Below are 13,654 nucleotides of genomic sequence, written 5' to 3'. Positions count from 1 at the left end.
GGACGATGGCGGCGGGCGGTGAGGCCATGCTGGGGCGGGCGGCGGCCGGCCGCCCTGATCTCGATCAACGTCCGGCTTCGCCGCGTCCTGGCGCTCATAAGCCGGCCGCGCACGTCTCGCTCGCCGCCCGAGGCTGCGGACGTGGCATCTGGATGTGTTCCATCGGCTCGGACGGCAGCAGATCACGACGATCGAGGCGAATATGCATGACGGCTGCGCCGGGGAAACGGTGCACGACGGTGCGCCGTGCACGCCCGCGACCCATTGGCCTGGGGCCGTGGCGCGACGCCTTGGGCTCAGCCCAGGCGCCGTCCGATCTCGCGCGGCAGCGCCAGTTCCTGCCAGCCCTGCGCCTGGACATGGCGCAGCACCGCGACCACGTCGTCGCAGGCGCGGCGCACCGCGTCGCCGAGCGCGGCCCCGGTCATCATCCGGCCGCCGACCAGCGCGGCGAACATGTCGCCGGTGCCCTTGACCGCATGCGCGACGGCGGGATGTTCGAACGTCTCCCAGCCCTGCGCCGAAACCGCGAGTACCTGGACCACGCCGGGCGGGCAGGTCTGGGGCGCGGCGCTGGTGACCACGACCCATTCGGTGACCGGGCCGAGCAGACCGGCCGCGGCCTGCGCGCAGTCGTCGAGCGTGTGCAGCGGGCGACCGGCGAGTTGTTCGAGTTCGAAGTGATTCGGGGTCAGGCCATGGGCGCGCGGCAGCAAGTGATCGCGCCAGATCGGAACCAGCGCAGGATCGGTGTAGATGCCGGTGTCGTGGTCGCCGATGACCGGATCGATCTGCATCCGCAGCCCCGGGTTGCGCACGCGCATGCGGTCCAGCCAGGCCGCCAGCGCCAGGCCCTGGGCCGGCGAGCCGAGATACCCGACCAGCAGATGCCGCGCGCGGGTGATCACCTCGCGCGCTTCGAGGTCCTCGAGCAGACCTTCGAACCAGTCCAGCGGCAGCGGCGCGCCATGCATCGTCGGATAGTGCGGCGTGTTGCCGAATACCACCGTCGGCACCGGTGCCACCTGCAGCCCGAGTGCCTGCAGCACCGGCACTGCGATGCTGTTGCCGACGCTGCCGTAGACGACCTGCGACTGCACCGATACGACGTCGATGAGGCGGGTGCCGACCGCCGGCGATTGGAGCAGGGCGCTCATCGCGGCTGCGCCGCGGAGCCCAGCCCCGGCCAGTAATGGCTGTCGGGCAGGCCGCGGTCGCCGAAGATCGCCGTGCCCACGCGCACCGTGGTCGCGCCCTCGGCGATCGCCAGTGCGAAATCGCCGGACATCCCCATCGACAGCTCGTCCATCGCCACGCCCGACGGCGCTTCCTGACGCAGCCGGTCGCGCAACGTGCGCAAGCGCACGAAACAGGGACGCACCAGCGCCGGATCGGGCGAGAACAATGCGAGCGTCATCAGGCCGCGCACGCGCAGCGACGAGAATGCGCCCAACTGCCGCACGAAGCCCGCGACCTCGTCGGGCGCCAGGCCGAACTTGCTCGACTCGGCCGAGGTATTGACCTGGACCAGCACGTCGAGCGCGCGCCCCTTCGCCTGCAACTGGCGGTCCAGCGCCTCGGCGACCCGCAGGCTGTCGAGGGCCTGGAACTCACTGGCGAAGCGCGCGACGTACTTGGCCTTGTTGGTCTGCAGGTGGCCGATCAACACCCAGCGAAGATCGTCGAGATCGGCCATCGCCTCGGCCTTGCCCAGCGCCTCCTGCACCTTGTTCTCGCCCAGTTCGCGCAGGCCGATCGCGTGCGCCAGGCGCAGCCGCGTCTCATCGACGGTCTTGCTGACCGGCAGCAGGCGCACCTGCGCCGGATCGCGTCCGGCGGCATGGCAGGCATCTTTGATGCGCGCGCGCACTGCATCGAGGCGGCTGCGCAGCGCGGCGGCGGGATCGTTCGGGGCGTCGGTCATCGGTCCTGCGTCGTGACGGTCGGTGCCGGCCTGCAATTGCGGCCGGAAGCGAACAAGGATACGCCTCGCGGATCGGCGCCGTGCGCCGCCACGGGTCTGCGCCGTGGCGCGCGGGTGGTCGGCTGCCGCGACGGAGCGGAAGGCCTAGAATGGGCGGGTTTCCCTCCGCCAGCTACGAGCCAGCCGTGTCCGCAAGCCACTCCCCGCATGCCGCGCCTTCCGGCGCGCCCGTGTCGATCCGCCAGGACGACCTGATCCAGTCGGTCGCCGATGCGCTGCAGTACATCAGCTACTACCACCCGGTCGATTACATCCGCAATCTCGCCGATGCCTACGAACGCGAGGCCTCGCCCGCGGCGAAGGATGCGATGGCGCAGATCCTGATCAACTCGCGCATGTGCGCCGAGGGCCACCGTCCGATCTGCCAGGACACCGGCATCGTGACCGTGTTCCTTGCGATCGGCATGCAGGTGCGCTGGGACGACGCCACGATGGGCGTGGAGGACATGGTCAACGAGGGCGTGCGCCGCGCCTACAACGATCCCGACAACAAGCTGCGCGCCAGCGTGCTGGCCGATCCGGCGGGCGCGCGCCGCAACACCCGCGACAACACGCCGGCGGTGGTCAACGTCAAGGTCGTGCCCGGCAACACGGTCGAAGTGATCGTCGCGGCCAAGGGCGGCGGCTCGGAAGCCAAGTCGAAGTTCGCGATGCTCAACCCGTCCGATTCGATCGTCGACTGGGTGCTCAAGACCGTGCCGACGATGGGCGCGGGCTGGTGCCCGCCGGGCATGCTCGGCATCGGCATCGGCGGCACTGCCGAAAAAGCGATGCTGCTGGCCAAGGAATCGTTGATGGAGCCGATCGACATCCAGGACCTGATCGCGCGCGGGCCGTCGAACCGGATCGAGGAGCTGCGCGTGGAGCTCTACCAGAAGGTCAACGCGCTGGGCATCGGCGCGCAGGGCCTCGGCGGGCTGACCACCGTGCTCGACATCAAGATCAAGGATTACCCGACCCATGCGGCGAACCTGCCGGTGGCGATGATCCCCAACTGCGCGGCGACCCGGCACGCGCACTTCACCCTCGACGGCAGCGGGCCTGTGACCCTCGACCCGCCGTCGCTCGCCGACTGGCCCGAGCTCACCTACAACCCACGCAATGCGCGTCGGGTCGACCTGGATACGATCACCCCGGAGGAGGTCGCCAGCTTCCGGCCGGGCGAGGTGGTGCTGCTCAACGGCAAGCTGCTGACCGGGCGCGACGCCGCCCACAAGCGCATGGTCGACATGCTCAACCGTGGCGAAACGCTGCCGGTGGACTTCACCAACCGCTTCATCTACTACGTCGGCCCGGTCGACCCGGTGCGCGAAGAGGTCGTCGGCCCGGCCGGACCGACCACCGCCACGCGCATGGACAAGTTCACCCGGCAGATGCTCGAGCAGACCGGCCTGCTGGGCATGGTCGGCAAGGCCGAGCGCGGCCCGGCGGCGATCGAGGCGATCCGCGACAATCGCGCCGTCTACCTGATGGCGGTCGGGGGTTCGGCCTATCTGGTGTCCAAGGCGATCAAGGCCAGCCGCGTCGTCGCGTTCGAGGACCTGGGCATGGAGGCGATCTACGAGTTCGAGGTCAAGGACATGCCGGTGACCGTGGCCGTGGATGCGAACGGCGAATCGGTCCACGAGACCGGCCCGCGCACCTGGAAGGCGAAGATCGCCGGCATCCCGCTCGAGGTCGTCTGACCGGCGAGCGCTGGAGATGGGATCGGACGGCGCCTGCGGGCGCCGTTCGCGTCTGCGCAGGCGGCCTTCGGACTCAGTCGACGTAGTCGTCGAAGGTCTTGCGCCGACGGAACGGCATCAGATGCTGGCTGACGATGCCGCGCGGCACCGTCTCGAGCTTCATCACGCCGTACTCCTGCGGCCAGGCATCGCGCTCGCGCGGGAGCTTGAACGTGCCCATCAGCATGTCGACCAGCGGCAGATGGATCGCGTAGTTGACGTCGATGTAGTCCTGCTGGCGGGCGTGGTGCCAGTGGTGATAGCGCGGCAGCACCAGCACGTATTCCAGCCAGCCGAAGCGCACGCCGATGTTGGCGTGGGCGACGACCGCCTGCAGGCCGACCAGGATGACGTAGGCATTGACCGCCGGCGTCGAGAAGCCGAGTACCAGCAAGGGCAGCAGCACGACGCTGCGCGTGAGCACGATCTCGACGAAATGGATCCGCGAACCGGCCAGCCAGTCCATCTGGCGGCTGGAGTGATGCACCGCGTGGAAGCGCCAGAGCCAGGGAATGTTGTGGTAGGCGCGGTGCAGCAGCGCCTGGGCCATGTCGGCCACGAACACCGCGATCAGGAACTGCGCCCACACCGGCAGCGACTGGATCGCCCGCTCCAGCGCCGGGAACGCGGCGAAGCTGGCGATCGTGGAGGTCGAGGCCGTGACCAGGATCAGGATGAACTGCACCAGCACATGGCTCATGAAGAAGTACGTCAGGTCGGTGCGCCAGCCCGGGCGCAGCGGCGAGACACGACGCTTGCCCAGGTAGTGCTCCAGCGGGACGAACACCAGCGCCGAGAAGAACAGCGAGATCACGAACCAGTCCAGGCCCAGCGAGTAGGGCGTGTGGCCGATGGCGTCGAATTGCACATTGGTACCGCCCAGCAGCACCGCCAGCGTCGCGCCGGCGACGCCGATCGTGGCGATGCGCTTGTTGCGGTCGCGCAGGATCGCCACCGTGCCCAGCACGAACGCTGCGACCAGGCCGATCAGCAACAGGTTGCGCGCGAAGCCCTCGTCGTAGACCGCGCGGAACTCCTTGCTGGTCAGTAACTCGGGAAAATGGAAGCAGACGACGCCAAAGACGCTCAACAGCCCCAGCAGCGCCGAGGCGTAGGCGAAGAACGAACGGCGCGGACGCGCGAGCGGGGCGGCGTCATGCGGTGGCGGGGGTGCGGCTGCCTCCATGCGCGGGTCCTGCTATGCGGCAGCGCCGCGGGCGAGCCGATCATAGCCGCTCGCGGCGGTGGCGCCGCAAGCCCCGGATCGGCGCCTGCGGTGCCTGGTGGCGCGGGCCGGCCGCCCGCGCCGTCGGTCAGAACCAGTCCATCAACGAGATGCCCAGGCCGACGTAGGTGGCCTTGTGGTTGTAGTCGATCAGGCTTTCGCCGTAGCCGTCGAACACCTGCAGATGGCCGCGGAAATTGCGGTGGATCGGAAATCCCCAGTCGAACTGCAGGGCCCCGTGCGAGCGGTCGCCGCCGCGGAGCGAATGCCGGGCCATCAGCGAGAACTGGTGGCCGTCGCGCACGTGGGTCAGCGTCAGGTCGCCACGCCCCATGTAGTCGGCGATATCGGGGTTGTCGCTGTCGCTGCCTTCGCCCAGCACGATCCACGGCCGCGCGGTCAGCGCCCAGTTCTGCCGATCGAAGCCGAAGTTGAACATCACCCGGTTCCAGCTGCGCGACAGCGGGTCGCCGCGGCCGTTGGACTGGTGGTTGATGCCGATCCCGGTCATGCGCCCGCGCCAGCCACCCGGCAGGCCATAGTTGTTGCGGAAGACCAGCAGGATCTCGGGCTCGTAATTGGTCTCGCGGAACGGGCGCGAGGCCTCGCTGTTGTAGACCTGCCAGCGCGAGCTCTGGGTGTAGCCCATCCAGATGTCGCCGTTGTTGCCGAACAGGTTCTCCACCGCCTTGGTCTTGAAGCTGATCTGGAACTTGGCCTCGGTGCTGTCGAGCAAGAGCGGGTCGGTGACCGTGTTGGCCGGATTGGGCGAACTGGGCGTACGGTTGACATCCGAGGTCCAGAACACCGGCAGCAGGTACAGCGGCTTGTAGGCACGCAGATTGAAGATGCCGAGCTTGGAATCCTTGGCCAGTTCCCAGCGACTGTCGAGCAGCGAGCCCTGCCCGGCGTTGGCGATCGCATCGTCCAGTCCGCGGGTGGTGTCGCGCGCATAGAGGTTGCGGTTGGCCGGTTCGGCGGACAGCGCCTCGGCGAGCGCGGCGGGATCGCGGCGCAGTTCGCGCGCGCGCTCGGCGGTGACGTCGGCCTGCGGCGTCGGCGGCGCTTGGCGGCCGGCGAAGGCGTCGTAGCACGCCAGGCGTTGCGCGTCCTGTTCCAGTGCCAGGCAGGCCTCCAGGCTGGCGGGCGCGGACGGTGCGGCCGGAACGGTCTGCGCCACGGCGTGCGTGGATAGGCCAGCGAGCGCGGCCGGGAGCAGGGCGATGCGGAGTTTCATTGCGGGGCGTCCTTTGCGATCAGCAGGTTCTGGGGGTCGGCATTGACGACTTCGGCGACGTGCTCGTCGATGTCGCGGTTGACCGAGGTGTCGACGCCGACGCTGGTCGCCGGCTCGATGTCGTGATGATCGGCGACCGCGCCCTCGTCGCGCGTGAGGACGACGTGGGTGGTGGTGCGCGGCCCCTGGATGCCCGCGCGCCAGAAGGCGCCCTTGACGCGACGGATCGCTTCGCCGCGGGTCTTGCCCAGGTCGCTCTTGCGCTGGTCCACCCAGCCGAAGAACCGCAGTACGCTGCCAGAGGCCCCGAACTCGACCAGTGTCCACGACGGACCGGGATCGGTCAGGACGTCGTCGATCGCAGCGATCTCGGTCAGGCCGATCGTCTGCGCCTGCCGGATCGAATGGCTGGCGTCGATGTTCATCGTGAAATCGAAGCGCCGGCGCGGATTGCTGCTGTAGTTGAGGATCACCGCCTTGAACACCAGCGCATTGGGTAGGCGCAACTCGTTGCCCTCGGCGGTGACCAGCACCATCGCGCGTGCGCTCAGCGAGGCGACCCGGCCCTCGTAGCTGTCGATCTTGACCGTCTCGCCCGGTTCGAACGGCCGGCGCAGGCTCAACAGGATGCCGGCGATGTAGTTCTCGGCGATGTCCTTGAATGCGAAGCCCATCGCGATGCCCAGCACACCCGCCGAGCCGAACACCACGCCGATCACCGCGGTTGCGTTGAGCAGGTCCAGTGCGATCACGATGCCGATCAGCAGGATCGCGGCCTGCACCATGCGGCGCAGCAGGCTGTCGAGATAGGGGTTGCGCGTGCGCAGGTGCAGCCAGTGCAGGCGCTGGGATATCACCCGGCCTAGCCATGCGGCGAGCGCGACGACCAGCAGTGCGGCCAGCAGCAGCGGCAGATTGGCGAGCAGGCGCATGAAACGGCTGACCGTTTCGTCGTACACCGCATCGAAGCGACCGCGCACGTCGGCCTCTTGGAACGCCTGCGCCGCGCTCGGCGGCGGGGTGTCGACCGCCTGGGCGCCCTCGGTCGTGTCGGGGGCGGGTGCTGCCGAAGCGGCCGGGGCTGCACTGGGTGGCGCGCTCGGTGCGGCCAGGCTCGGGCCGGCAAGGAGGCTGGCCACGAGCGCCAGCAACACGAGAGCCGACAGGCTGCGCAATCGCCCACGGCGGGGCGGCGGGAAGGGGGCGTAAAGGGAATCGGTCATCGTGTCATTGTGGACTCAGAACCACCAGGCGAGTGCGAAAATCGCCAGCATCGAGACCGCCAATGCGAGTTTTAACGCCACGCCCAGTGCGATGCCCAGCCACGTGCCGACCCCGACCTTGGCCGCATGGCCGAGGCCGGCAGGATAGAGATTGCGGCGACTGATCAGCTCGCCCACCACCGCGCCGACGAAGGGGCCGGCGAATAGGCCCGGCAGGCCGAAGAACAGACCGACGAAGGTGCCGACCACGGTGCCCAGCAGCGCCAGCGGACTGGCCCCCACGCGTTTGGCACCGACCGCGGTGGCCCAGAAGTCCACCGCGAACGAGACTGCAGTCAACAGCCCGAGCAGGACGAGCGGCAGCGCGCCCACCCGCTGAAAATCGTCCGCCCAGGCCGCCGCAAGCAGGCCGGCGAACACCAGCGACAAACCGGGCAGGGCAGGCAATACAACGCCGGCCAGGCCGACGGCAACCAGCAGCCCGGCAAGTAGGTACAGGGCCAGGCTCAGATCCATGTCGGGCCCCCTGGATCGGGAGTAAGAGACCCCCGGAACGGGCCTTTTGCGGACGATTGCATTTTCATAAATGCCGGGTTACTTTGCAGCCGCTGTGTTTGTCAAGGTCACCGTGAATCGTGACCCTGCATCAAGTCGCTGGCTCGTTCCACCGGTCCGCTGCATCGTCGCACCCGTGTTCTCCTTGCAACCAGCCGCCCGACAGGCGTAATCGCTCGATTCATCGAACAGTTTCAGGGAGAGAGAGCAACATGGCAGAGCGCGAAACCGGTACCGTGAAGTGGTTCAACGATGCCAAGGGATTCGGATTCATCAGCCGTGAAAGCGGCGAAGACGTTTTCGTGCATTTCCGCGCCATCCAGGGCACGGGCTTCAAGAGCCTGCAGGAAGGCCAGAAGGTCAGCTTCACCGTCGTCCAGGGCCAGAAGGGCCTGCAGGCCGACGCCGTGACGCCGCTCTGACCAGCTGCGACGCTTCAAGAAAAACCCGGCCATCGGCCGGGTTTTTTTTGCGCGCCAAGCAGGGGCCGGGTCAGTAGGCGTAGGCGCGTCCGTTCTGGATGCGAACGGGCGAACCCTCGCGGATGCCGTCCAGATCGCCCTGGCTGACCACCGTCGTGCGGCCGTCCTGCATGCGCACGTGCACGTTGTACTGGCGCGCGCCCTCGACGCGGTTCTGGATTGCGTTGCCGGCCACCGCGCCACCCACGGCGCCCGCGCCGATCGCCACGTTCCGTCGCCCGTGGCTGTCGGTGTTGCGACGCGCAAGCTCCTTGGCCGCGACCGCGCCGACGATGCCGCCGATGATCGGTCCGGCGACATTGGGATTGCGATCACCGCCGACGACTTCGATGCGGGTCACGGTGCCGCAGTCATAGCACTCGCCGCGGCCATAGCCATTGCCGTATCCGCCACCGTACCCGCCATAGCCCGGCGAGTAGCCGGGTGACGACGCGCAACCGGCCAACGCCATCGAGGCCGCGACCACCGCCGTTCCGATCAGACGAGATTTCATGACAACTCCTAACGTGTAGCGGGCCCGCTGCCCGACACTGCCCACGCTAGGGCCGAGAATGTGAACGAGACAGCAATCCTCCCGGCGTGTCGCCTGCGCAAAGGCTGACGTCCAGTATCGATTCAGCCGCCTCTTCCCACTACCGCAGGTCGCGATGGCATCCGCTGCAGGTCTCGCCGATTACGGCGATGGTCGTGCGCAGACTGGCGCAGTCGCCCGGCGGCGCAGCCAGCGCAGCGTCGAGCGCGCGCCGTGCGGTGTCGGCATGCTCGGCGAACCGGCGATGGTCGCGCAGGTCGGGGAACGCCGGCGCCAGGTCTTCGGACAGGACCCGCAACGCGCGCAGATGGGGGCGCGCGTCGGCCGCCGCGCAACGACCGGCGCTGGCATCGCTCTCCAGGCCCGCCATGTGGGCCTGGTAGAGCTGCATCAGCGCGGTGGGGTAGTGATCCTGCCAGCCCCGCCGGCTCTCGAGTGCGCGCAGCACCACGACGAGTGCGAAGATCCCGACCACCAGGCCGATGCTGAACACCACGGCGTAGCGAGCGGTCGCCGACGGCGGTGTGTGGACGATATGCGGTGGCTCGGGCGTGGACATTGCGCACTCCAGGCGGCGGGGCGGCGCGACCATAGCATCGCGGGGCGTGCCGGGCGGGGAGGGCCGCTAGAATGCGCGCATGGATGAAGACGCACGCGCCCGCTTTTCCGGAATCGAACGCCTGTACGGGCAGGGCGCAGTTGCGCGCCTGTTGCGGCGCCACGTCGCAGTGGTCGGGCTGGGTGGCGTCGGCTCGTGGGTGGCCGAGGCGCTCGTACGCAGCGGCGTCGGCACGCTGACGCTGATCGATGCCGATGATCTGTGCGTCTCCAACACCAACCGCCAATTGCCGGCGCTCGAAGGGCAGTACGGACGCAACAAGGCCCGCGTCATGGCCGAACGCTGCCTGGCGATCCACCCGCGTGCGACCGTGCATGCGCTGGAGGACTTCGTCACCCCGACCAATCTCGAAGCGATGCTGGGACGGGGCTACGATCTGGTGATCGATGCTTGCGACAGTTTTCGCAGCAAGGTCGAGCTGATCGCCTGGTGTCGGCGACGCAAGCTGCCGGTGATCACGGTGGGCGCCGCCGGCGGCCGCATCGACCCGACGCTGGTGCGCGTGCGCGACCTGTCGCGCACCGAGCACGATGCGATGCTCGCGCTGATCCGCAAGAAGCTACGCGCCGAGTTCAATTTTCCCAAGAGCGCGAAGCGTTACTTCGGGGTGCCGGCGATCTATTCGCTGGAGAACGTGCGCTATCCGCAGGCCGACGGCAGTGTCTGCGGTCTTCGCCCGCAGTTGGGCCCCGACGCTGCGCTCAATCTCGACTGCGGCAGCGGCCTGGGGGCGGCCACGCACATCACCGGTGCGTTCGCGTTCGCCGCGGCCGGCAAGGCGCTGGAAGTGCTGTTGCGGCCGGCGGCCGACGCCGCGGCCTGATCGGCGCGGCGGCTAGAGTGGCGGCAGGCCGAACAGCCGCGCGGCGTTGTCGCGCGTCTGCGCGGCCACGATCTCCGGGGGGACGCCGCGCAGGCGCGCGACCGCTTCGAGCACGTGGACCAGGCGCGCCGGCTCGTTGCGCTGGCCGCGGTGGGCGCTGTCGGGCTGGTCGGGGGCGTCGGTCTCGAGCAGCAGGTGTTCGATCGGCATCGTCGCCGCCAGCCGGTGCAGGCGGCGAGCGCGGTCGTAAGTCAGTGGACCACCCAGTCCGATCATGAAGCCACGCTGCCACAGCTGACGCGCCTGTTCGGCACTACCGCCGAAACTGTGCACGACGCCGCGCAGGCCGTCGAACCGCTTGAGCGCGGCGATCACCGGATCGACGGCGCGCCGAGCGTGCACGATTACCGGCAGGTCGTGGGCATGCGCCAGGCGCAACTGGCCTTCGAAGTAACGTGCCTGGACATTGGGATCGAGCCCGTCGACGAAATGGTCCAGGCCACATTCGCCCACCGCCACCGGCCGCTCGCGCACGATCCAGTCGGCCAACGCATCCAGGTCGTCGGGCCGGTGCTGGGCCAGAAACATCGGATGCAGGCCGTAGGCGGGGAACAGGCCTGGATCTGCGGCGCAGATCGCGCGCAAGCCCGGCCATCCGGCACGGGCGACGGCCGGCACCACCTGCTGCACGACGCCTGCCGCCCGTGCGCGCGCCAGCACCGCCGCACGATCCTCGTCGAACTGGGGGGCGTCGAGATGGCAGTGGCTGTCGACCAGCATCAGGGGCGGCGCGCCTGGCCGTCGATCGGCGGGCGCGGATCGGCATGTGCGGGCGCGTCGGGCACGCGCTTGCGTCTGGCCAGCGCGACTGTCGCCAGGCCCAGCAGGACCTCGTCGATCAGGATGATCGGATCGGGCACGACCAGATTGATGCCGAACAGCACGGCCACGACGACGAACAGCCGCGGGTGGCTCAACCGGGACAGCCACGACACGAGCGGCACGGTGAAGGGACTGGGCATCGCGGGCCTCGTGAGGGCGGGGTGCGACACACGCTAGCACGGCGTGCGCACGTCGCGGTTTAGCGCCGGGTCAGCCTGAGCGGGTGGTGTTCGTGTGCCTGTTCAGCTTGGCAATGGTGCAATCACGGTCACGACGTACAGGCCGATGGCCGCAAGGAGATCCCAATGAAAAGCAACACGATCGCGATTGCGCTGGCGTCTCTGCTGGTAGGCGGCGTGGCCGTCGGCGCGTACCACAACAGCCGCGACGGCGCGGGCACCTCCGTCGCAGGCGATGCCGCTGCGGGCGTTGAGGTCCCGCGCGTGGAGGATAAGCTCGACTATGCCGACGTCGTCGCGACCCGCCCGGTCACCGAAACCGAGCAGGTCTACGCCACTGTGCTGGGCAGCGAGCCGATCCGCGAGACGATGACGTCGACCTCGCCGCGTGAGGTGTGCGAGGACGTGGTGGTCCAGGAGCGCCTGCCCGAGCGCGACGGCAACGTGGGGGGCACCGTGGTCGGTGCGCTGGTCGGCGGTCTGGTCGGCAACCAGGTGGGCGGCGGCAACGGCCGCAAGCTCGCGACCGCGGCCGGCGCGACCGCCGGTGGCTTCATCGGCAACCGGATCGACCGCAACCATGTCGGCGGCCGCGTCGTCGAGCGCGTCGACCGCCAGTGCCGCACCGTGCAGGACTCGTCGCAGTCCTCGCGCGTAGTCGCCTACAACGTGACCTACCGCAATCCCGACGGCACCACCGGGTCGATGCGCACCGACAGCAAGCCGGGCAACCGGATCCTGCTGGGTGACGAAGAGAAGACGGTCGGCTACGACGTCACCTATCGCTACGAGGGCACCGAGCACACGCTGCGCATGCGCGAAGCTCCAGGCGAGCGCCTGCCGGTACTCAACGGCCGGGTGATGACCGCAGCGCTCGACGGCGCGCCCGAGCGCGGCTGAGCACCGCAACCTCGCTGTCTTGCAGGAAGGCCGGCGCATCGCCGGCCTTTTTGCGTCCGGGGGGGGCGACGCCGCGGGCGCGCGGATCGCTACAATGGCCGGCATCCCGCCCAGACCGGACCGCCATGGCCCTGCATCCCTATGATCTGTACGACGTGCGCTCGCTGCTCGATGAAGACGAGCGCGCGGTCCAGGACGCCGTCGCCCGCTTCACCGACGAGCGCGTGCTGCCGATCATCGGCGGTTGCTTCGACGAGGCGCGGTTTCCGACCGAGCTGATCCCCGAAATGGCCGAGCTCGGCCTGCTGGGCGCCACGCTGCCGACCGAGTACGGCTGCGCCGGCCTCAACGCGGTCAGCTACGGCCTGATCTGCCAGGAACTCGAGCGCGGCGACAGCGGCCTGCGCAGCTTCGCCAGCGTACAGTCGTCGCTGTGCATGTATCCGATCTTTGCCTACGGCAGCGAGGAACAGCGCCGCCGTTGGCTGCCCGACATGGCCGCCGGCCGGGTCATCGGCTGCTTCGGCCTGACCGAGCCCCACGGTGGCTCGGACCCGGCGAACATGAAGACCCATGCGCGCCGCGACGGCGGCGACTGGGTCCTCAACGGCGCCAAGATGTGGATCACCAACGGCAACCTGGCCGACATCGCGATCGTCTGGGCCAAGACCGACGACGGCATCCAGGGCTTCATCGTGGAGAAGGCCTTCGCCGGCTTCTCCGCCCAGGAGATCAAGCACAAGATGAGCCTGCGCGCCTCGGTCACCAGCGCGCTGTACTTCGACGACGTGCGCGTGCCCGAGGCCAACCGCCTGCCCAACGTCAAGGGACTGAAGGGCCCGCTGGGCTGCCTGACCCAGGCGCGCTACGGCATTACCTGGGGCCCGATCGGCGCGGCGATCGCGTGCCTGGACGAGGCACTGGGCTACTCCAAGGAACGCATTCTGTTCGACCGCCCGGTGGCCGCGACGCAGAGCGCGCAGATCAAGCTTGCCGACTGGGCACGCCGGATCACCAGCGCGCAACTGCTCTCGCTGCAACTCGGACGCCTGAAGGATGCCGGCACGATGCAGCCGACCCAGGTCTCGCTGGCGAAGTGGAACAACTGCCGCATGGCGATCGACATCGCGCGTGAAGCGCGCGATCTGTTGGGCGGCGCCGGCATCACGACCGAGCATTCGCCGATCCGCCATGCGCTCAACCTCGAGTCGGTCATCACCTACGAAGGCACCGAGACCGTGCATCAACTGGTCGTGGGGCGCGAACTGACCGGCATCAACGCGTTCTGA

At 68.8% G+C, this 13,654-nt stretch carries 15 protein-coding genes; 5 read left to right on the top strand and 10 right to left on the bottom strand.

Annotation, left to right across the window (positions count from 1 at the left end):
• Window positions 1–296: 296 nt before the first annotated feature.
• Complete coding sequence (gene pdxK, locus ABE487_RS04760; protein WP_346444061.1) at window positions 297–1,157, bottom strand: pyridoxine/pyridoxal/pyridoxamine kinase; 861 nt, start codon at window positions 1,155–1,157, stop codon at window positions 297–299.
• The gene (locus tag ABE487_RS04755; RefSeq protein ID WP_346451623.1) at window positions 1,154–1,924 is read right to left on the bottom strand and encodes a YggS family pyridoxal phosphate-dependent enzyme; all 771 of its coding nucleotides are present in this window, start codon (window positions 1,922–1,924) and stop codon (window positions 1,154–1,156) included. Before ABE487_RS04755 ends, pdxK begins: the two co-directional genes overlap by 4 nt.
• A gap of 230 nt (window positions 1,925–2,154) precedes the next feature.
• Between ABE487_RS04755 and ABE487_RS04750 the strand changes: the two genes are divergently transcribed.
• Window positions 2,155–3,669 carry a fumarate hydratase gene (locus ABE487_RS04750; RefSeq protein WP_346448780.1) on the top strand — a complete coding sequence of 505 codons (1,515 nt, stop codon included), beginning with the start codon at window positions 2,155–2,157 and terminating at the stop codon, window positions 3,667–3,669.
• Between the two features lie 73 nt (window positions 3,670–3,742).
• Here ABE487_RS04750 and ABE487_RS04745 read toward each other — a convergent pair whose 3' ends face one another.
• The 4 genes from ABE487_RS04745 to ABE487_RS04730 form a co-directional block, all read right to left on the bottom strand.
• On the bottom strand, window positions 3,743–4,894 hold the full coding sequence (locus tag ABE487_RS04745) for a sterol desaturase family protein (protein WP_346448778.1): 1,152 nt from the start codon (window positions 4,892–4,894) through the stop codon (window positions 3,743–3,745).
• 127 nt (window positions 4,895–5,021) lie between these two features.
• Complete coding sequence (locus tag ABE487_RS04740) at window positions 5,022–6,170, bottom strand: phospholipase A (protein ID WP_346444066.1); 1,149 nt, start codon at window positions 6,168–6,170, stop codon at window positions 5,022–5,024.
• Window positions 6,167–7,393, bottom strand: a complete 1,227-nt coding sequence (locus tag ABE487_RS04735; protein ID WP_346451624.1) for a mechanosensitive ion channel domain-containing protein — start codon at window positions 7,391–7,393, stop codon at window positions 6,167–6,169. The genes ABE487_RS04740 and ABE487_RS04735 overlap by 4 nt, the downstream gene beginning before the upstream one ends.
• A gap of 15 nt (window positions 7,394–7,408) precedes the next feature.
• On the bottom strand, window positions 7,409–7,909 hold the full coding sequence (locus ABE487_RS04730) for a DUF456 domain-containing protein (RefSeq protein ID WP_346448774.1): 501 nt from the start codon (window positions 7,907–7,909) through the stop codon (window positions 7,409–7,411).
• Window positions 7,910–8,160: 251 nt separating this feature from the next.
• Between ABE487_RS04730 and ABE487_RS04725 the strand changes: the two genes are divergently transcribed.
• Entirely contained in the window at window positions 8,161–8,370 is a 210-nt protein-coding gene (locus ABE487_RS04725; protein WP_047135804.1) for a cold-shock protein, read from the top strand.
• A 70-nt stretch (window positions 8,371–8,440) separates the two neighbouring features.
• Here the strand turns inward: ABE487_RS04725 and ABE487_RS04720 are convergent, their stop codons facing one another.
• On the bottom strand, window positions 8,441–8,923 hold the full coding sequence (locus tag ABE487_RS04720) for a peptidoglycan-associated outer membrane lipoprotein precursor (RefSeq protein ID WP_346444071.1): 483 nt from the start codon (window positions 8,921–8,923) through the stop codon (window positions 8,441–8,443).
• Window positions 8,924–9,062: 139 nt separating this feature from the next.
• Window positions 9,063–9,521, bottom strand: a complete 459-nt coding sequence (locus tag ABE487_RS04715) for a hypothetical protein (protein ID WP_346451626.1) — start codon at window positions 9,519–9,521, stop codon at window positions 9,063–9,065.
• A gap of 79 nt (window positions 9,522–9,600) precedes the next feature.
• Between ABE487_RS04715 and ABE487_RS04710 the strand changes: the two genes are divergently transcribed.
• Entirely contained in the window at window positions 9,601–10,404 is an 804-nt protein-coding gene (locus ABE487_RS04710) for a tRNA threonylcarbamoyladenosine dehydratase (protein ID WP_346444074.1), read from the top strand.
• Window positions 10,405–10,416: 12 nt separating this feature from the next.
• Here ABE487_RS04710 and ABE487_RS04705 read toward each other — a convergent pair whose 3' ends face one another.
• Window positions 10,417–11,187 (bottom strand): TatD family hydrolase, encoded by a 771-nt coding sequence (locus ABE487_RS04705; RefSeq protein WP_346449426.1) that lies wholly within the window; start codon window positions 11,185–11,187, stop codon window positions 10,417–10,419.
• The gene (locus ABE487_RS04700) at window positions 11,184–11,426 is read right to left on the bottom strand and encodes a DUF6116 family protein (protein ID WP_346449419.1); all 243 of its coding nucleotides are present in this window, start codon (window positions 11,424–11,426) and stop codon (window positions 11,184–11,186) included. The genes ABE487_RS04705 and ABE487_RS04700 overlap by 4 nt, the downstream gene beginning before the upstream one ends.
• A 165-nt stretch (window positions 11,427–11,591) precedes the next feature.
• Here ABE487_RS04700 and ABE487_RS04695 point away from each other — a divergent pair, with 165 nt between their 5' ends.
• A complete protein-coding gene (locus ABE487_RS04695) occupies window positions 11,592–12,365 on the top strand; it encodes a glycine zipper 2TM domain-containing protein (protein ID WP_346444077.1) in 774 nt (257 codons plus the stop codon).
• Between the two features lie 125 nt (window positions 12,366–12,490).
• Entirely contained in the window at window positions 12,491–13,654 is a 1,164-nt protein-coding gene (locus ABE487_RS04690; protein WP_346444079.1) for an acyl-CoA dehydrogenase family protein, read from the top strand.

It is taken from the genome of Luteimonas sp. TWI596, from assembly GCF_039674105.1.
In the GTDB taxonomy this organism is placed as follows: Bacteria; Pseudomonadota; Gammaproteobacteria; order Xanthomonadales; family Xanthomonadaceae; genus Luteimonas.
This window is presented reverse-complemented; position numbering and strand designations above follow the sequence as displayed.